The organism is Candidatus Zixiibacteriota bacterium (assembly GCA_021159005.1).
Taxonomy (GTDB): Bacteria; Zixibacteria; MSB-5A5; order UBA10806; family 4484-95; genus JAGGSN01.
Genome location: JAGGSN010000136.1, coordinates 1 through 20,645 on the forward strand (window position 1 = coordinate 1; position 20,645 = coordinate 20,645).

The window sequence follows — 20,645 nt, forward strand, 5'->3', positions numbered from 1 at the left end:
GGTATCGGCATGACCAATCTCTGGATTCCCAATCAAGTTGGGAATGACGCGGGCAGTGTGGGAATGACATCATTATAGCATCCGCCTAAGGCGGACAAAAGGCCGGATAGTAGTGATATTATTATATAAATGAACGGCCATGTTTAAAATATTTAATGAAACTCCAACAATATTATCCGGGAGTTTCCTCAAAATCCCGTGTAAATTTCTTATAATATAATTTATTTCATAGAGTTGGCATTTTCAGAAAGTGGAAATCATGATCCGCCCAAGGCGGATGGGGAAATTCTCAAATATAATACGCTTGACAATAATTTTTAGATAATTATATTTAACAATAGATTCTTCTTTATTCCCGGCAAAGAAGCGAGGGAATTATATTGTGGAATGAAAATAGATTTAATTTAACTTCTTGGTAGGTCAGGAAAATTTAACAAAATACTACTAATAATACAAAGAATATTGAAATAAATTACAATCATATGTTCATTAAACGAGGAGTACTAAGATGAAAAAAATGTTAACATTGGCTATCATGGTTTGTATTATGATAACCGCATCGACTGGGCTTTATGCTCATCAACTGAGCCATAAGCTTCAATATGTATCGCCCTTGCCGGATGCGAAATTGGTTACTAAGGAAACCACAATTATTCTTCGTACCGGAGAATATCTTTCCACTTATGATATAAGCAAATTTCAGGATGTTAAAATTGTCGGCAGCGAAAGCGGCAATCATGATTTTGAAACAATCATTTCGGATGATGACAAGACCGCTATTTTAAAGCCATATTTTGATTTTGAGCCGGGTGAGGTAGTAACGGTTACATTTAGAGACAAATCATCATATAACTTTACGATTTCACCTAAAAATCATCCCTTATTGACAGAATCCGATTGGAAAGAAGTGTATTGCGATATATTTTCTCAGGAAGATTTAATCTCACAGCCAAAACCTCAGGATGATTTAGCGCTTGATAGAGATGTTTCATTACCTTCGGATTTTCCTCCCATTACCGTAACAATAAACAATAATCCATCGCCCGGATATGTATTTATGAACTCAGTGCCAGGCGTATATCCATCCTACATTATGATTATTGAGAATGATGGAACACCTATATATTATCAAAAATTGTCGTTATGGAGTTTTGATTTCAAAAAACAGCATGGCTATTTAACTTATAATGAATTTCCTCAGCCGCGGCCAGGTGTTGTACATGCAACTTATTATGCTATGGATCAAACCTATACAGTTATAGATTCTTTTAAATGTGGGAATGGTTATTATGCATTTCCTGCTGATATGGATTTAAGCGTTGATTTCCATGCTTTGATGATGTCTTATGATCCTCAAACAGTTGATATGAGTGTAATCGTCCCTGGCGGCGATACTGCCGCAACCGTAATAGGTCTTATAGTCCAGGAAATTGATTCCTTAAAAAATGTAGTATTCCAATGGCGAAGTTGGGATCATTTCCAGATTACTGATGCCACATTTGATGTTAATCTACTTGCTCCGGTTATTGATTATGTTCATGGAAACTCTGTTGCGTGGGATGGTGACGGCAATATTATAACATCTTGCAGGCACATGGATGAAGTTACTAAAATTGACCGTACAACCGGCGATATTATTTGGAGGCTGGGCGGCATACATTGTGAAAATAATATGTTTACTTTTGTCAACGATACCAGCGGATTTTCTCATCAGCACGATTTCGTAAGAATGGACAATGGAAATTATACGGTCTATGATAATGGCAATCTTCACTCGCCTCAGTTTTCAAGAGCTGTCGAATATGAAATTGACACGTTGGCAATGACCTGTACTGAAGTTTGGGAGTTCCGCGACAGTCCGGATTTATATGGTTCGGCTAATGGTAATGTACAGAGGCAGCCTAATGGCAACACTTTTATATGCTGGGGAAAAACCTGGCCAAATATGGTGGAGGTGCAATCTAATGGTACAAAAGAGCATGAATTAACACTTCCTACAGGCACAGGGCGTACTTTTAAAGCATACCGTTTTTCCTGGACAGGAATTGCCTCGGTTCCTTACTTGGTTGTTGAGAACATCGATGATGGTTTTCATTTAATCTTCAACAAATTCGGCGATTTTCCCGATTGGTATAAAATATATATGGATACCATACCCAATCCGACTACAGCTATCGATTCAACGATGAATACCTATCTTGACATAACCGATGTTGACTGCGGCAAAACATACTATTTCCGGGTAACCGCAATAGATTATACCCATTTTGAAAGCGATTATTCCAATGAGGAATCAGGCAAGGCTCTTATGGCATATCTTCCCGGCGACTGTAATGGCGATGATATTGTTATGGGCAGTGATGTTATTTTTGGCGTTAATTACTTTAGAGGCGGCATCATTCCGCCATTTACCTGTTGGAACGATTCGACCGGCTCATGGCATTATGTTAGCGCAGATGCTAACGGCGACTGTCAGTTTATCGGTTCGGATATAACTTATATGGTTAATTATTTCAAGGGCGGTTCAGCGCCTGCATATTGTCCGCAGACCCCGCCGTTTGAGGAGTAAGTAGGTATTTTTATAAGGATAGTCCGCAGCGACGGATTTCCTGCTCACTTATATGATTGTATCAATGTCATCAGGAAAGGGTTCCCGACGATGCAGAATAGTTGTGTCATCAGTCTGAGATTGCAAGGCTCTACTTTTAAGTATTGGTAATACGGCTAATTTTCAGGGGAATTTTTGAAAATTATCTGGTACTTTGTCGGAAAAACCCGATAAAACCTATATAATTTGGATTATTTAAACTAAGTTTAGTTTTATTAGCAAGTTGGGTTCTTTGCCTAAGACTGACCGCAGCAGAGGAGAAGCCCGACATTGCGACTCTGGTAGGGGATTTACTAAGAGAAAGAGGATTATATTGCTGCAAGTATTGTCGGGTTTCTTGTTAGCTCCGCTTTCTGCGGAACCTGACCTACAATTGAATAAAAATAATAGGGAAACTCTTTAAAATAATGGGCTTGACAATATAATTTGTTGAAATATATTAAAATATAGGTAATTTCTTCATAAGGGCAAATACTGGAGAATGAAAATGAAAAATAATCGATACTTAATTATCATTTTTATAATTGTAATAATGGCAATCAGCAATATTTATGCTGACAGTTGGCGGGATTCATTTCAATATCTTTCGCCTATACCCGGAGCCGAGCTGGTTAACAAAGAAACTACTATAATACTCAGGCAGGGGAAAATACTGAACAATAACCAGAGCGATTTTGCCTCACTTGCCATTATTGAGGGTTCTATTAGCGGCAATCACGAATATAATTTGGTAATTTCTGATGACCAAAAAACCATAATACTTAAACCGCTAATTCCCTTTACTGCCGGTGAAATAGTATCAATTGACTTTTCCGAAAACTTTAAAATAATCACTGGCCAGCCAATCGGCGATATAAACTTCAAATTTACTATTTCGCCGCTGCTGCCAAATCAGCTTAATGAATACCTTATTGAGGAAGAATTTCTCGATTATCCCAATACCCAAAATATAACAACTGCTGAAAGTTTCAAAAGTGAAGATGCCATTCTTGACATTCACCCATCATTGCCGTCTGATTTACATTTGCCTACAGTAAACATATTTAACAACCCCGATGAAGGTTATGTTTTTGTTGCCAAACATCGCCCCTTAGGCAGAACCTACCTTATGATTCTTGATAACACAGGATATCCGGTTTATTATCAACAAATGAGAAATGTAGTAACCGATTTTAAAAAACAACCAAACAACTTATTATCTTATTATTTATATGGCAACAACTTCTTTACTGTCATGGATTCAACTTATACTATTATTGATACATATGCTTGCGGAAATGGCTATAATGCCAACCACCATGATTTTCAGATGATTGACAGAGGCCATGTATTGCTAATAGCTTATGATACGCAACTCATAGATATGAACGAGCTTGTGCCAGGCGGAAATCCTAATTGTCTCGTTAAGGGGCTAATAATTCAAGAGCTTGACTCCTTGAAAAATGTAGTATTTCAATGGCGGAGTTGGGACCATTTTGAAATTACTGATGCTACGCATATGGACTTTACCAGCAATACGTTAGATTATGTTCACGGAAATGCTATTGAGCTTGATAATGATAGAAACTTTTTGATTTCAAGCCGGCATATGGACGAAATCACAAAGATAAACCGCCATACCGGCGAAATTATCTGGCGGCTGGGAGGACTACATAACGAGTTCGAGTTTATAGGCGATACCTGCGGCTTTTCTCGTCAACACGATATAAGAAGATTGGCTAATGGCAATATCACGCTTTTTGATAATGGCTTATTTCATACGCCCCAATTTTCCAGGGCGGTTGAATATGAATTGGATGAAGAGAATAAAACATGTGCGCTCGTATGGGAATTTCGAGATACTCCTGATATATTCGGCGCTGTTAACGGAAGCGTACAAAGGCTTCCGAATGGAAACACTATGATTGGCTGGGGTGGTCCTTCGCCAATTACAATGACGGAAGTAAGTCCTGATGGCGTTAAAGAATTCGAGTTGTCGCTTGAGGGCGCTCCCTCAACTTGGTCTTATAGGTCATTTCGTTTCCCCTGGCAGGGGATAGCGCAAGCGCCTTATTTATTGGCGGAAGAATTGAATCCGGGATTTCACTTGATTTTCAATAAGTTTGGCGATACAAATGTAGTAAAATATTACATCTATATGGATGAAAATCCCGAACCGACAACGTTAGTTGATTCTACATCAAACACATATCTGGATATATTTCAAGCGCTTGGCGGACATACCTATTATATCAGAGTTACAGCGGTGGATGATCAGGCAACTGAGAGCAATTACTCCAATGAGATTGCCATTACAGCTACTATTGCATACAATTATTTCCCAGGCAATATGAATGGCGATTTACATATTGATGTCGGTGATGTAGTTTTTGGCGTTAATTACTTCAAGGGAGGATCTCATCCGCCCGATTCCTGCTGGAATGATTCAAGCTCAAACTGGTTTTATTGTGCTGGTGATGTCAATGGCGACTGCTGGTTCACAGGCTCGGATATAACATATATGGTTGTATATTTAAGGGGCGCTCATTACGAGTTGTTATATTGTCCGCAAACTCCGCCGTATGATGCGGGAGGCGAGTAGCCGCCGCTATGCGTTAATACACTACAAATTATATATTATTTTCATTATTAATCTGTAAAATGCGAAATAAAATATCTTGACTCATTTTCTATTAATGTTATATTGAAAAAAAGACAAGAAGCCCAAATGACATTATCAACTTAGATAAATTCTTCAAAGCTTTTGATTGTCTAAGAAGGAGAATGATAAATGAATAAGATCTTTATCCTGATAACTGCATATCTGGTGTTTGTCGTTCTAACCGTATCAGCGACAATAATTAACATTCCGGCAGACTTGTCGTCTATTCAAATGGGCATAAATGCCAGCCTTGATGGCGATACCGTTTTAGTCCATCCGGGAACTTATTCGGAAAACATCAATTTTAATGGCCACAATATCGTTCTCGGTTCGTTATATATAACCACAGGGGATACATTATATATAGACTCTACTGTCGTCGATGGTGGCTTGTCGGGATCTGTCGTAATCTTTGAAAACGATGAAGATAGCACTGCCGTAATCACCGGCATAACACTGCAATACGGATACACATTCTTTGGCGGCGGTGGAATTAAATGCAGTTATTCCAATCCCACAATCAGCTATAATACTATTAAAAACAATGTAGCCAGCGCCGGCGGCGGAATTTATTGTATAAACTCTGACGCGGTAATAACCAATAATAATATTATAGGCAACCGAAGTAACTATTTTTATCCATTTGAGGATGGTGCGGGCGGCGGTATCTGCTGTAAAAATTCCAACCCTGTGATAAGCTTCAATACAATCATGCAGGATTCAGCCAGGTTTGGCGGCGGGATTTATTGCGATAGTTCCAGCCCTGATATTGTCGATAATTTAATAACCAGCGATACAGCCACTATAGGCGGCGGAATATACTGCCTCAATTCTGACCCCTTTATCTCTAATAATGATATAGTTCAAAATTCTGTTGGTAATGAAGGCGGCGGGATATATTGTTTTCAATCTAATCCGGAGATAACACAGAATACAATCGAATACAATTATGCTGACAGCAGAGGCGGCGGCATTTCCTGCATTGAATCTGAACCAGCCATCATTGATAATAATATAAGCAGCAATGAGGCATATATAGGCGGCGGTATAAACTGCGAGGATAATGCAAATCCGACAATAGATGACAACTCTATTACTTTAAACTCAGCAGTAGTTGGTGGCGGCGGTATTCGATGCTGTAACGCTTCTGAACCTGCAATTAATAATAATGACATTATCGAGAATAACGCCTGCCACGGCGGTGGTATTTACATCGGGAATAATGCTTGTCCTACAATAAGTCATAATTTTATTAGCGATAACTTTGCTGAAAACAACGGCGGCGGCATTTCAGTTGATGATAATTCAAACCCGACAATCAGTTTTAATGACTTAACTGATAATTCAGTAAATTTAGAAGGCGGTGGGATACATTGTCTTGATTCGTATTCTATAATCAGCAATAACACGATTAGCGGCAACACTGCTTATCAAGGCGGCGCCATCGCCTGCGACAACTCTAACCCGGCAATAAGCAAGTGTATTATCAAAGGTAACTTATCATATTTTGGCGGGGGCATATTTTGTGTGGATGGTTCCGTTCCGCAGATCTTTAATATTGTGGCTGTCGATAATTCAGCGAGGTTTTTTGGTGGGGCGATTGCCTGCTGGGGCTCATATCCGGTCATTGTCAATTCGATTCTATGGACCAATTCGGCAACAAATGACCCAGAAATTAATATTGAATATGGCAGCGCGCCTATGATTATGTACTGCAACATTAACGACAGTATTCCTGGCGATGGCAATATTAATGTAGAGCCGCTGTTTCGCGACACCGAAAACAACGATTACCATCTAATGGCTATAGAATGCGGCGATTCTTGTGATTCGCCCCTAATTGATGCCGGCAATCCGAACAATGAGGATGATTCGCTCGATTGCGACTGGGGGCTGGGAACGTTGATAAGCGACATGGGCGCTTATGGCGGCGGCATAGCCCAGCTTGGCATTGATGATAACGAGTCTGTGAAAACGCCGGAGCGGATTACACTGAGTCAAAATTACCCCAACCCATTTAACGCTGTTACAACTATTCACTACAACCTGCCGACAGCCTCTGATATTGTCATCGACATCTACGACATCCTTGGCCGCAGGGTAGAGGCATTGTACAAAGGCCAACAGCAGGCTGGGAAGCATTCGATAATTTGGAATGCAGACAGGTTCTCATCGGGGGCATATTTCTATAAGCTGACTGCCGATGATTTCAGGCAGACTCGGAAGATGATGCTGTTGAAATAGGGATTCAGCTAAAACATCGAATTTTTCACCTATGCGGCGGGTTGAAGTTACCAGGCAGCGTTTGGTAACCAGAGTGAAATTTTATCGCGTAGGGGCGTATTGCATACACCCTTGTATGTGCTCACAAATTACCAAGCGGCAATGGCAACCAAAATGAAGCGCCATCCCAAACTTTTTTGCTATATATTCCAAGCAAATATTTATAAACTCTTTATAAGCAACAATTGACTTTCATCATCGGCGATATTAAATTCAGTAAATCGCATGGCTATTAAGATGAAGGAATAATTAAAATACAAGGAGCGCCAATGGCAAAGTCAGATTATAAAAATTCATTCGGAGCCAAAACCGAAATTGATACCGGTTCCGGTAAAGCTAATTATTTCCGTTTAGACAAACTTGTCGAGGATAGCATCGCAGATATTTCGCGACTGCCTTTTTCCATCAAGATTCTGCTTGAGGCTGTCTTGCGTAATGAAAACGGCAAATCCATTACTAAAGACGATGTTGCCAAGCTGGCGGCTTATAATCCCAAAGCGCCGGAGATATGCGAGGTGCCTTTCAAACCGGCTCGCGTTCTGCTTCAGGATTTCACCGGTGTGCCAGCGGTTGTCGATTTAGCCGCCCTGCGAAGCGCTATGGTTAGATTAGGCGGCGACCCGCAGAAAATTAACCCCCGTATTCCGGTCGATTTAGTAATCGACCATAGTGTTCAAGTAGATGTTTTCAATTCTCCTGATGCAGTTGAGGAAAATTCCAGAATAGAATTTAAACGCAACCGCGAGCGCTACGAGTTCCTTCGCTGGGGACAACAGGCATTCGAGAACTTCCGGGTAATACCTCCGGCCAACGGTATCTGCCATCAGGTAAACTTGGAATATCTGGCTAAGGTTGTGCAGAGCCGTTCTTTTGATGATGGCGAATATGTGTTTTTCGATTCGCTTGTCGGCACGGATTCGCATACCACTATGATAAACGGCTTAGGCGTTATCGGCTGGGGAGTCGGCGGTATCGAGGCTGAGGCGGTTATGCTCGACCAGCCAATATATATGCTAACACCGGAGGTTGTAGGCTTTAAACTTACCGGCAAGCTTCCCGAAAATGCAACCGCTACCGACTTAGTGCTAATCGTAACCCAGATGCTTCGTCAGAAAGGCGTAGTTGGCAAGTTTGTAGAATTCTATGGCCACGGTATTTCAAATATGACAGTAACCGACCGGGCGACCTTAGCTAATATGGCTCCCGAATACGGCGCCACAATGGGATTTTTCCCGGTTGATGACCAAACTCTCAGCTTTTTGCGAAGCACAAATCGTCCGGATAGCTTAGTTGCACTGGTAGAACGCTACTGTAAAACACAGGGTTTGTTCCGCACCGATGACATGCCCGATCCGGAATTTAAGGATACGCTGGAACTCGACCTTTCTAATGTTCAGCCATGCTTAGCTGGTCCGAAACGTCCTCAAGACCGTATTGAGCTTAAGGATATGAAGCAAAAATATCAGCAAGCGCTGACTGCGCCGCTTCAGGAGTTTGGCTTCAATCTGCCTAAGGATTCATTGAACAATAAAAGCGAAATAATAATAAACAAACAGAGCGTAGAGCTTTCGCATGGTTCGGTTGTCATTTCCGCAATCACAAGCTGCACTAATACCAGCAACCCCTCGGTGATGCTGGGCGCGGGTGTTCTCGCCAAGAAAGCTGTCGAAGCCGGTCTAAATGTTAAGCCGTATGTTAAAACAAGCTTAGCGCCCGGTTCGAAAGTTGTAACTGATTACCTGAAGCAATCGGGACTTCTGCCATATCTTGAGAAGCTTGGCTTCGGAGTTGTCGGTTATGGCTGTACATCATGTATCGGCAACAGCGGACCCTTGCCGGAACCTGTAGTAAAAGGTATTAACGACGGGAATTTGATAGCGGCGGCTGTTTTATCCGGCAACAGAAATTTCGAGGGGCGCGTTAATCCGCACACAAAGGCGAATTACTTAGCCTCGCCTCCGCTGGTAGTGGCTTATGCTATCGCAGGAACTGTAAATATAGACCTGACGAAAGAACCTATCGGTAAGAATACTGATGGCAAGGATATTTACTTGAAAGATATCTGGCCATCGCCTACGGAAATAGAGCAGTATATGCATCATGCGCTTAATCCCGAATCGTTTAGGAAAGCTTATGATGGAATTGAAAAATCGAACCAAGACTGGAACGATATTCCGGTTAGCGGCGGGGCGGTTTATGATTGGCAGGAGGCAAGTACATATATTCAGGAACCGCCGTTCTTTATCGGTATGGATATTGAGCCTGCTCCGATAAGCGCTATTAATCATGCCAAGCCGCTGGTTTTGGTAGGTGCCAGCACAACTACCGATCATATCAGCCCGGCAGGCGCGATTACACCGGACAGCCCGGCCGGTAAGTTTCTGATTGAGCACGGCATTGAGCAGGCAGATTTCAATTCTTACGGCAGTCGCCGCGGCAATGACCGAGTGATGGTACGCGGCACATTCGCTAATGTACGACTTAAAAATATGCTGGCTCCCGGCACTGAGGGCGGCTGGACAACGCATATTCCATCCGGCAAAGTTGTCTTCATCTATGATGCATCCGAGCAATATAAAAATGCTGGCATATCATCAGTGGCATTGGGTGGAGCCGATTACGGTATGGGTTCAAGCCGTGATTGGGCAGCTAAGGGAACGTATTTGCTCGGCATCAAGGCTGTTATCGCCGAATCATTCGAGAGAATCCATCGCAGTAATTTAGTTGGCATGGGCGTTTTGCCATTACAGTTTGAGGAAGGTAAAAACATTCAAAATTTGGGACTCACCGGCAAAGAATCTTTCTCTATTAATATCGACGACAACCTCAAACCGAGCCAGAAAGTCCAGGTTACTGCCGTCCGTGATGATGGCAGCGAGGTATGTTTTAATACTGTCTGCCGTATAGATACGCCGATTGAAATCGAGTATTACCGCAATGGCGGTATATTGCATACAGTGTTGAGGAATTTTTTGAAGGAGAAATAGAAGGAAAGTTCGCTTAGTGTTGCTATTTACTCAGCCTTATTTGGCAGCCAAAGAGCGTAAGGGCGTATCCGCCTAAGGCGGACGCCCCTACTCGCCAGAGTAAATAATCGCAATAGGGGTTTAATATAATAAATCTTTGCTTTAATATTTACTGATTAGACTTTTAAATAACGGAAAGATGATTTTGTTATATCCAAAATGATGTCATTTGTTTTAGCAATAGCGCTTAGCTTTTCTTTGATGTTCTCTAATGCTAAAGCTGCCCTGCTAATTTTAAATACCGGATTGAATTTGAGTTTCTAAGGAAACGTAACACCTGATATATCCTGCACGGGCAGGATGCCTGTGCTGTTATTATAATCATTCTTGCTGCCAAGCACAACTTGACAGCAAGAGGGCGTAGCCCCTACACGCAACAATTCGGAATAAATCAAACCATAATATTTATATGTTAGTATGTCCGTTCTTGGGTGAGGCCTAAAGCGGACGACATCCTGACGTTTATTAATTCCAACCTTATTAATATGTGCTGTCGGAAGTTGCTTCCGACAGCTATGTATTAGGGCGTATTAGCCTTAGGAAAACGCCCTTGCGAGCGATAATTCGGAATTATCATGTCATAATTAATCGCAATTCGGCCAGCCCGCAGGTGGGTCAACCGGTACAGGCGGATACAGCGGCGGATAATCAATACAGTGCTCTATCACACCAGAACCTCTAAAATATGCTACCATTCTGATTACATCACTGCCCATAACTATGCAATCAGCGTTAGCATCCGCCGAGGCCCAAAAACCATCAAGCAGACAAGGATTACTAGATGGAGAACCCTTAAAGTAATTGACCAAGTATGTAACATCTCCTCCGATAACAATCGGCGGCCATAAACCATTAGCCATGTTGGCATCGCCGGGAAGATAGGCATAGCCAACCAACACCGTTGGCGGCAGAAGGCCAAGGCCGGCGCAATCTGCATGCCAGTAGGTCATTCTCAATTCATGGCTTGTTGCCGGGTTGGAGCAATTACAGGGGTCTGCCATAACGCAAGGATAGAAATTACTGCCGGGACCAATTGGTATTTCAGGCGTCATTGGATTGCAATCATGATTTGCGGTTAAACCGCCGGGGGAGGTAATGATGCCGAGACCCGGGTCATCATAATTCCAGCAGCCGTTTGCCGATTGGAAAGATAGTATAATCGGGTCATCGCCAAAATCCCAGATTACCGGAGTATAAGGACTGGTTATCGGGGAGAAAATCACTTGCGGTATAACAGGAAGCATTCCCTCAAAAGTGCCGCCGTCTTCACATTCGAGATTAATCGTCATCGTTCCGGTAGGCTGAGGAGCAACGCTTGATAGACACACCCGGACATCATAATAATATGTTTCTGCTCCGCCCCAAGCAGTAACCTCTATTGGCGAAACGCTTACTAACGACAAGGCCACGATTTCAATATCAATATCATCGGAGGAACCGCAAGAGGGAAATTCAGCTTGAGTCAAACGCTTGATAATAGTATCGGTTGGGCCAAGAATATCCGGCTCCGTGGTTTCCAACGGTTCTCCCTCTAATACAACCGTTCCCTCAAAAGGATCAGAACCGGGACCAAAGAAATCGGGAGGAATCGGTGGACAATCTAATCCGCCAAATACGATATAGGTATTGCTGTCGGGAGATGTTACATACAGATCAAAGCCGGGACTAATATCCACTGTGATTTCCTCAATCGCAGGTAATAGTCCCAAACCGGCATTCGAGGCGTTATAATATATCATAAGTATATCAAAATCGGTTGGATTATTTGAGCAATCGCAGGGATTGCCGTAAAGACAACCAAAGAAGTTGCTGCTGGCATTCACAGCGACATCCATAGTGCTCGCATCGCAATCGTGATCGACAGTCAAGCCGCCTGGTGATGTGATAACACCAAATCCGGGGTCGGAGTAGAGCCAATGACCGGTTGTCGTATAATAAAAGAATATTTCAGGAGCATAACCAAAATCTAATTCTCTGTGTTCATATGGCGGGTCAATTTGATCAAACATTAGCTTGGGTATGACCCTAAGCTGTCCGTCAAAAACACCCCCACTGTTGCATTCAAGGTAAACAGCCATCGACCCGATATCCTGTTGAACAATACTTGATAAACACATGCTTACTTGCCATTGCTCATCGGGACCCATTCCGGTAACAGTTATCGGGGATACACTCACTAAAGAAAGAGCAGCAATCTCAGTTTGAATCGTGTCGGAATCTCCACAGCTATCGAAATGAGCGTCATCTAAACGCCTGATGATTATACTTGCAGGGCTTAATATATCGGCTGGATTTGTTTCCAAAGGATTGCCCTCAAGAATTGTCATCTGGTCGAATGGATCGGAGCCGGGATAGAAAAAGTCTGCTGGTATGGGATAGGTGTTAAAATTGAAATATGTATTACTGTCGGGCGGGCAATCGAATAAATCATCACCGGAATAAATAGTTTGTGCTCCGAAACCCTGAACAAGACGAACCGCGGCAATAGTAGTACCCATCATTCCTTCAAGCACAGACCCGGGACAGCCTGCAAAGTCTATTTGATAGGTAATATCAAAGAAACTATCGACAGCAAAATCGCCGCTGGGAAGCTCCTCTAAACTCGTCTGCCCGGGGCAGGGCAAGCCAAAATCTGTTCCGGCAAAAAGATGAAATGTGCAAAAATCAGGGTCGCCAAAAAGCTGGGCTTCAAGGCGAAACCAATCTGATGGAAATACTTGCAAGGCATCGCCGGGATTGCGGGGACCGTTATGTATCTCGGCGGTAAATTCCATCGCCAATGTTCGGCTAAATCCGGTAAGCACACCGGTGCCGGTTGCTACAAATTCCACAGTCCCTTCAAAACACTCAATTGTTCCGCCAAGAGAGCCGCCCGGCAACTCGCAGGTTCCGGTAGGGAAAGGCTCAGAACAGATAGAGTATATATGGTCGCAAACAAAATTATCAAAACACGGTTCCAACTCAATAGTTGTGCCTGGTGGCAAACCATCGATTATTCTCATATTATCAAACGGAGCAATATACGGACAGAGAGCAGGCAAATCGACCGTGCCGGTACCGTTATCCGGCGCATCGCAGTTACTAGCCTGCGCTGAAACTGATAAACACAGCAAAGCAGACAGCATAACTATCAAGCTTAATTGATAAATTTTAAATCGTCTCATTATCTTATCCTCCTAAGTTTTAAGAATTTAATGACCGAATAACATTTTATCGGAAAATTTAATTATTTTTCCGTAATATTTAATTATTTAGTCGTGAATTCTTACCTGATTTCGTAAAATGCAAATTACTATCACAACAAAATAATTCCCAACTTGATTTTATATCATCTTCAATTAATTTTATAACAACTATTGATGATAACCTGCTTTGGATATTACTAACCCACAATGCTGTTATTGATTTAGATACTTTTATATCAATAATTTGTCAAGTTATAAATTGCTGGAAATTTACCTGAAATATTGTCTTTGCTTTTAAATAACTATTGCCGTCGGGTCGGAGGACCCGACAGCTCGAAAAACTCATACTTTACGGAATTAATAATACATACTTATTTTACTAATAGCATCCTCACACAGTCAGAGAATTTTCCTGCTTCAAGCCGCGCAAAATATATCCCCGACGGCATATCTGAAGCATCCCAAGTGATATTATATTCGCCGGCCTGATGATTACTATCAATCAATGTATCGACTCGCTGGCCAAGTATATTATATATCGATAGAGCAGCATATGCAGGCTTGTCTAAGCTATAGCTAATAATAGTAGAGAGATTAAAAGGATTGGGATAATTCTGATTAAGGCTAACATTTTCCGGTAATCTGCTTGATATTTCTATGTTGCTTTGCTCTCTATAACCATATCTGGCGGTTCCGTATTGGTCATGCTTAAACATCGGCCAGCATGAAAGTCTCGAATTATATTCGCCGGTACCATCGACATAAGCAATATCGCCAAAGCATGAGGCAAATACGAAGTCGGCATCGCCGTCAAAATCCATATCGCCAATCGCTGGCGCAGGGCTATATGTGCCGGAATGATTTCCATCGCTCTGGCAGTAAGGAAAATTATCTAAATATGAGCCGTCAGAATTTAAGCCGAAAATATAGTGAAATGTTTTGATAAAGATTTCCGCCGATGATGGGTCGTTATCCACCTCAGCAATAATCGGTGATGATCTTACATTTCCACAGCTGCCGTCATGATGTAATTCTACAGGCCAATTGTCTAAGAATTGCCCCTCGTGATCATAACCATAAAGGATTTCAACCCACTCCGGCTGTGTTTTCAAGCCGCCGATAAATATTTCAAGGTCGCCATCGCCATCAATATCACCCAGCGCCGTTGATGATAGACGGCAATACTGCGCTTGCACAGGCCAACCCGGTTTTAAATTGCCTGTATGATCCAAACAGTAAATAAAATCATTGTTAGATTCATCATAGGCTGCGATGACAATCTCTAAGAACCCATCGTTGTCAACATCGCCGATTGCCGGTGCCGATTTTACTATACCGGAAGTTTGAAAGGGAAAACCAGGGAGTATCGTACCATCCAGATTCCATACATAAATGTTGTAAGATAACGGATTGATGGCGGGGTAATATGTGCCGGCAATAATTTCCATCTCGCCGTCATTATCGATATCGGCAACAGCCGGCTCGCCTACTAATGTGTCGGCATAGTAGGGGCAACCGCTAAATAATGTCCCATCGTGATGTCTAACAAAAATAGCGTTTCCTGTCGGATAAATAATCTCAAGGTCATTATCACCATCAAGGTCCTCTAAAACAGGTGAATAATTAATGCTATTGTTTATTGGCCAGCCGGGATAAGATGAACCATCATGATTAAACACATGTAAAATATTCCAATCGCCGGCAATTATTTCCTGGTCGCCATCGTTGTCTATATCACCTACAACCGGAGTAGTTGAGAAAGGGGCATTCGCTTCATAAGGCCAGCCAGGGATTATGCCGCCATCAATATCAAGAACCGTGATAATACCGCTCGAATACGGATTTGGCTGTTGGCCATAAGTTGCACATATTATATCAAGAATGCCGTTATTATCCACATCGGCAATGCGTAAAGATGCCAGCAGGGGGGCGTTGATACTGTAAGACCAATCGGTAACATCCGCAGGCTGCATGAAATAGTTATTAGCAACGGATGATTTTACACAAAACAGATTGCCCTCTTCGCTTTGGGTGATGTTCTGATTATATTGGGATATATTATTATTAATATTCTCTTCAGGATAAACGATTTGAGTAAACCCTATGAAAACAATAATGCTGGTTAACATTATCAGACTAATGTTTGCTGCTTTTTCTATTCTCATAAATAACTCCTTGCGCGGTATTTTTTATCTTAATTCAATATTTTATATAATAACTATGTTTAGTTTTATGTCAAGGTAAATTGCTTGTTGCTGGGCTATAACGGGTTCTGTTTCTCTGCAGGAAGTGAGCAAATAGAGTCTTTTATTTCAAGCGATGGCAGTCCGCCGCAGCGGATTTTCCTGCCATTATTACGCGCTAATGTCGTCAGGAAAGGATTTCTGACGATGCGAAAAAATAGAGTCTTTTATTCGAATCGATATTAATGAAAAGCTAATTTATTCTGATATGCTATAACAGGATATTATTCCGTCAGCTTCGCTCCCATTATAATACAGGAACTATACTACCGCCCCATATTAATATCAGTCTCTATAACCCCATCCTTAATCTTGATAATCCGATTCCAGCGGCGGGCTATGCCCATATCATGAGTAATCGTAACAACTGATTTGCCTTGCTCGTTTAGCTTTTCAAACAAATCAATAATCTCCATGCCTGTTTTCGAGTCGAGGTTGCCGGTCGGCTCATCGGCGAGTATTATATCCGGTTCGTTAGCTAACGACCTGGCAATAGCGACTCTCTGCATCTCGCCGCCGGAAAGCTCGGTGGGTTTATGGTCGGCTCTGTCAGCCAAACCGACAAGCGATAGACATTCCATTATCTTTTCCTTGCGATACTTGCCCGGCTTGCCGGCAAAAATCAGAGGCATCTCGACATTCTCATAAGCTGTAGCGTAAGAAAGAAGGTTGAAATTCTGAAATATGAAGCCAATTTTTCTATTTCTAATAGAGGCAAGCTGATGAATAGTCATTTCTGCCACGGGTTGGCTGTCGAGATTATAAACACCATTAGTAGGTTGGTCGAGGCAGCCCATTATATTCATCAATGTTGACTTTCCCGAACCGGAAGGGCCCGTAACAGCTACTAATTCACCGCGGTTAATATTCAAATTTATCCCATCTAAAGCCCTAACCTCAACTTTACCGGTCTGATATATTTTAGTTATCCCTTGAAATGAAATTAAACTTCCATTGCTATTCATTATTCATACCTCAACGCTTCAACCGGGTTAATAGATGCCGCCTTACGGGCAGGGAAGAAGCCGGCTAAAAATCCAATAACCGATAATGTCGCAACTGTAGCAATTGCCACAGGCCAATTTACAGTTGGACGGCTGAGAAGTTCCAGCGCATCCTCCATCGGTAAAAACCAGAATATTTTGCATACCGCAAGGCTGAACATTATTCCCATAAAGCCGCCTGCGAAAGATATTGCCAACGCTTCTGTCATAAATTGAAATATTATATGCTTTCTGTCTGCTCCGATTGCTATCTTGATGCCGATTTCCCTCGTCCTTTCCCGAACTGCCACATACATGATATTAGCGACGCCAATCCCCGCGATAAGAAGAGTCATACCGCCGATAAACCACATGAAAATCTCAATGCCAAGAAAGACCTTGCTCATGATTTCAGCATCCTTGACAGTATCCCAGAACCAAAGACAATGGCTGTCAGTTGGGTCAAACCGATACTTGCCGCCAAACAAACCGAATAACTGCCGTTCCACATCCTTAGTATCTACGCCCTCATTAACCGAATACACTATATTATCAAGATAAGGATCGCCAAAAACAGCAACAAAGGTAGTCGCCGGTATCACAAGGTAATTATCATCAGGGCCGTGATAGTTTGAATTCTGCATCTTTTCTATCATAACGCCGATTACAGTAAACGGCATATTATTAAGCATGATAATTTCGCCGACAGGATCATGGTCTCCAAATATTTCTTCAGCAGCACGGGTTCCTATATATACAACCCGTTTTTTCTTTTCTAAGTCAATCTTATCGATAAAACGTCCGCCCATTTGGGCATAATGTGTTCGCAAGTCCTTAAACTCGGGATATACACCGCTGACAAGCTTATTCACCTGCTTTTTCCCCCAGTTGATAGTTACGCCCCATCTTAGGTATTCGCCGGAAACCATTTTTATATCGGGTACGCGTTTTTTAATAAAGTCAATATCCTCAGACCTGAACCATATTTTTCTGCCGGGCGGCAAGCCCTGAAATACTTTAGTCGTTTGCCCTGACCAGAGAATAACAACACCTTTACCCATTCCTGTACCGGCTTTTCTCATCTGGTTTTCTAAGCCGACACTGAATGCCATCAGTAAGGTTATTGAAATAGTGCCCCATGTAATAGCGAGAATAGTTAAAATCATTCTCAACTTCTGAGCTTTGAACTCTCTGAAAATGAGCTTTAAAAATAAAATAAATTTATAAAACATCATAATCTATAACCTCAAAGCCTCAACGGGATTTAAACGTACCGCTCGTCTGGCAGGGAATAACCCTGCTAAAAATCCAATAGTGCCAATTAGAAGTACAGTTAAAAGCACGTGATTAGCTGCGATAGCAGGGTTGCCGACATACTCGCCAAGATTTAGTAGTGGAAATGCCGCCTCAAATATTTTCGCGATTATAAATCCGGTTATGCCGCCGATTGTGGTTATCAGCAAGGATTCCAAAATAATCTGCCCCATGATATAGCCGCGAGTCGAACCCAGCGCCATTTTGATGCCTATTTCCTTTGTCCGCTCCTTGACTACCACAAACATGATATTAGCGGTACCGATTCCCCCTACAATCAATGTGAAGATTCCTATTATACCGAGAAATATCTTGAAGCCATCGAAAAACGGCTTGAACTGTTTGATGCTTTCATTTGTATCCCATACGTGAAGCGCCTGTTCATCATCAGGATTGAATTTATATTTACCGCCAAGGAATTTGAAAACGTTTTTCTCGATAGCTTTCGAGTGGTCGGGATTGGCTACCTGATAAATCATGTTATTGGGAAAGCGCCTATTAAATATCGTTTTGAATGTGCTCGATGGAATAAAGGCTTTATATACATCACGGCCTCTGTATGAAGAGTTTTGCATCTTTTGTTTCAATACTCCTATCACTAAAAACGGCGTACCTTTTAATACAATATATTTTCCAACCGGATTTACGCCCTCGCCGAAAAGGTCATTGCGAATATTCGTGCCCAAGAAGATTACCCGCTTGCGATATTCAAAATCTATTTCATTATAAAATCGCCCGCCTGCTTCGGGAATAAGATTTCTAACAACGCCAAATTCCGGATAGGTGCCGATTATATTTTGCGATACTGTTTTGCGTCCATAGGTCATCATCCCATAGGAGGAATATTCGGGGGATGATCGGATAATTTCCGGGATTTCGATTGTTAGCATGTCGATATCGTCATCAATAAAACGTATATTTCTCCCCTTGGGCAAGCCCTCGTGCGGCATGGATGTTTTGCCCGGCCATACAATAACCAAACCCTCGCCCAGACCGGCAAAAGTCTTACGCTGATGACGGTATAACCCTTCGCCGAATGATATAAGGATGATTATCGCTGCTGTGCCCCAGACAATCCCGAAAGTGGTCAGGAATGTGCGAAGCTTTTGCTTCTTTATATCTTCAAGAAATTGCTTGAGTATTATCAGTAATTTCAATTACTCAATCTCCTTAGGCGGACGCTCAACAACATTGTCTCCAAGAGCAAGTCCTTCGATGATTTCTATATTAAGGCCGTCGGATAAGCCGATAATAACATCGACCGTATCGATAATCCCAGCTGAATCTTGAACTTCCACAAAGGTTGAATCGCCCTTAAAGGTCAGCAATCGTTCGGGTATAACCAGTATGCTGTCCTTCTTATTGATTATCACATCGGCGTTGGCTGAATAGCCGGCGCGAAGAGTTAACTCGCCAATGTCGTTAATTTCTATTTCGATATCGAATAGAGTTGTATTATCCTGCTTTCTGGCTTTGGGTGAAATTTTAGATAAACTGCCGATTAGTTTCGCATCCGGCAATGCTCCAACTTTCAATTCGGCGGTCATGCCCTCGGATAGTTTGCCTACATCGATCTCATCTACGGTGCCTTTAAAAATAAGTTCATCCATTGGCGCCAGCGTTAAAAGCGGCGTGCCAGCCTGATATGAAGTAAGAGGCACCACCGGGTCGCCTTCATTGACCAGTTTTTCCAAAACCGTGCCGTTAATAGGGGAGACTATTGTATTTTCGCTTTTACCGTTGCCGGTTGTTCCTTTTTGAAGGAGTTCGAATTTTTCCTCAGATAACTGAAGCCTTAGTTCGGATTCATGGTATTGAGCTTCGTTAATATCGAATTCCTCGCGGCTTATAAGGTTTTTTTCATACATTTCTTTATTACGCTGAAAAATCTTTTTAGAGTTATTGTAATCCACTCTTGCCAATTCGAGGTAGCGTTTAGCCTCGGCATACTCAAGTGGTGTCGGATTTGGAGCTACTGTAAGCAATGGGTCGCCGGCTTTTACATCATGTCCAATATCAACATGAAGAGTTTTGACTATACCGGAAATCTTGGATTTGACCTGTATTTCCTGCCGCGGTTCGAGTTGACCGACCGCTAAGGCTTTATCTACAATATTGCCTTTGGCTACTTCAACCAGCTTGAGGCCGTTTTCTTGGCTGTTTGAATTGCCAAAAATTAAATAAGCTAAGCCCCCGATAACTATAACGATTACAGAAATAATGATAATCTTTTTCATCAAAGTACTCCCTTTAATTATCTCAATTTGTCTGCATGGTAATATTACGGAAAAAGATAATACAAGTTTCGGATTATTATAAATTGATTTTTATAAAGAGGTGTCGGTTTTCTTCCTCGCTACCA

At 42.1% G+C, this 20,645-nt stretch carries 10 protein-coding genes; 4 read left to right on the forward strand and 6 right to left on the reverse strand.

Features of this window, described 5'->3' with window-relative positions:
* Positions 1-508 precede the first annotated feature (508 nt).
* The 4 genes from J7K40_08775 to acnA all read left to right on the forward strand — a co-directional run bounded on the left by J7K40_08775 (position 509) and on the right by acnA (position 10,519).
* On the forward strand, positions 509-2,569 hold the full coding sequence (locus tag J7K40_08775; GenBank protein ID MCD6162491.1) for an aryl-sulfate sulfotransferase: 2,061 nt from the start codon (positions 509-511) through the stop codon (positions 2,567-2,569).
* 526 nt (positions 2,570-3,095) lie between these two features.
* Positions 3,096-5,189 (forward strand): aryl-sulfate sulfotransferase, encoded by a 2,094-nt coding sequence (locus J7K40_08780; protein MCD6162492.1) that lies wholly within the window; start codon positions 3,096-3,098, stop codon positions 5,187-5,189.
* 189 nt (positions 5,190-5,378) lie between these two features.
* Positions 5,379-7,493 (forward strand): right-handed parallel beta-helix repeat-containing protein, encoded by a 2,115-nt coding sequence (locus J7K40_08785; GenBank protein ID MCD6162493.1) that lies wholly within the window; start codon positions 5,379-5,381, stop codon positions 7,491-7,493.
* 308 nt (positions 7,494-7,801) lie between these two features.
* Positions 7,802-10,519 (forward strand): aconitate hydratase AcnA, encoded by a 2,718-nt coding sequence (acnA, locus tag J7K40_08790; protein ID MCD6162494.1) that lies wholly within the window; start codon positions 7,802-7,804, stop codon positions 10,517-10,519.
* Positions 10,520-11,142: 623 nt separating this feature from the next.
* Here acnA and J7K40_08795 read toward each other — a convergent pair.
* The 6 genes from J7K40_08795 to J7K40_08820 all read right to left on the reverse strand — a co-directional run bounded on the left by J7K40_08795 (position 11,143) and on the right by J7K40_08820 (position 20,520).
* Positions 11,143-13,722: a hypothetical protein gene (locus J7K40_08795; protein MCD6162495.1), complete on the reverse strand. Its 2,580-nt coding sequence runs from the start codon at positions 13,720-13,722 to the stop codon at positions 11,143-11,145.
* Positions 13,723-14,114: 392 nt separating this feature from the next.
* On the reverse strand, positions 14,115-15,908 hold the full coding sequence (locus J7K40_08800) for a T9SS type A sorting domain-containing protein (protein MCD6162496.1): 1,794 nt from the start codon (positions 15,906-15,908) through the stop codon (positions 14,115-14,117).
* Between the two features lie 344 nt (positions 15,909-16,252).
* Positions 16,253-16,951, reverse strand: a complete 699-nt coding sequence (locus J7K40_08805; protein MCD6162497.1) for an ABC transporter ATP-binding protein — start codon at positions 16,949-16,951, stop codon at positions 16,253-16,255.
* Positions 16,951-18,204, reverse strand: coding sequence for an ABC transporter permease (locus tag J7K40_08810; protein ID MCD6162498.1), 1,254 nt, complete (start codon positions 18,202-18,204; stop codon positions 16,951-16,953). Before J7K40_08810 ends, J7K40_08805 begins: the two co-directional genes overlap by 1 nt.
* Before the next feature lie 3 nt (positions 18,205-18,207).
* The gene (locus J7K40_08815) at positions 18,208-19,440 is read right to left on the reverse strand and encodes an ABC transporter permease (protein ID MCD6162499.1); all 1,233 of its coding nucleotides are present in this window, start codon (positions 19,438-19,440) and stop codon (positions 18,208-18,210) included.
* Positions 19,441-20,520: an efflux RND transporter periplasmic adaptor subunit gene (locus J7K40_08820; GenBank protein ID MCD6162500.1), complete on the reverse strand. Its 1,080-nt coding sequence runs from the start codon at positions 20,518-20,520 to the stop codon at positions 19,441-19,443. It abuts the gene before it with no gap.
* Positions 20,521-20,645: the final 125 nt, after the last annotated feature.

What these genes read in the sequence shown, in the direction of transcription:
- J7K40_08775 (MCD6162491.1), top strand. Translation starts at nt 509, where the DNA reads ATGAAAAAAATGTTAACATTGGCTATCATGGTTTGTATTATGATAACC.
- J7K40_08780 (MCD6162492.1), top strand. Translation starts at nt 3,096, where the DNA reads ATGAAAAATAATCGATACTTAATTATCATTTTTATAATTGTAATAATG.
- J7K40_08785 (MCD6162493.1), top strand. Translation starts at nt 5,379, where the DNA reads ATGAATAAGATCTTTATCCTGATAACTGCATATCTGGTGTTTGTCGTT.
- acnA (MCD6162494.1), top strand. Translation starts at nt 7,802, where the DNA reads ATGGCAAAGTCAGATTATAAAAATTCATTCGGAGCCAAAACCGAAATT.
- J7K40_08795 (MCD6162495.1), bottom strand. Translation starts at nt 13,722, where the DNA reads ATGAGACGATTTAAAATTTATCAATTAAGCTTGATAGTTATGCTGTCT.
- J7K40_08800 (MCD6162496.1), bottom strand. Translation starts at nt 15,908, where the DNA reads ATGAGAATAGAAAAAGCAGCAAACATTAGTCTGATAATGTTAACCAGC.
- J7K40_08805 (MCD6162497.1), bottom strand. Translation starts at nt 16,951, where the DNA reads ATGAATAGCAATGGAAGTTTAATTTCATTTCAAGGGATAACTAAAATA.
- J7K40_08810 (MCD6162498.1), bottom strand. Translation starts at nt 18,204, where the DNA reads ATGATGTTTTATAAATTTATTTTATTTTTAAAGCTCATTTTCAGAGAG.
- J7K40_08820 (MCD6162500.1), bottom strand. Translation starts at nt 20,520, where the DNA reads ATGAAAAAGATTATCATTATTTCTGTAATCGTTATAGTTATCGGGGGC.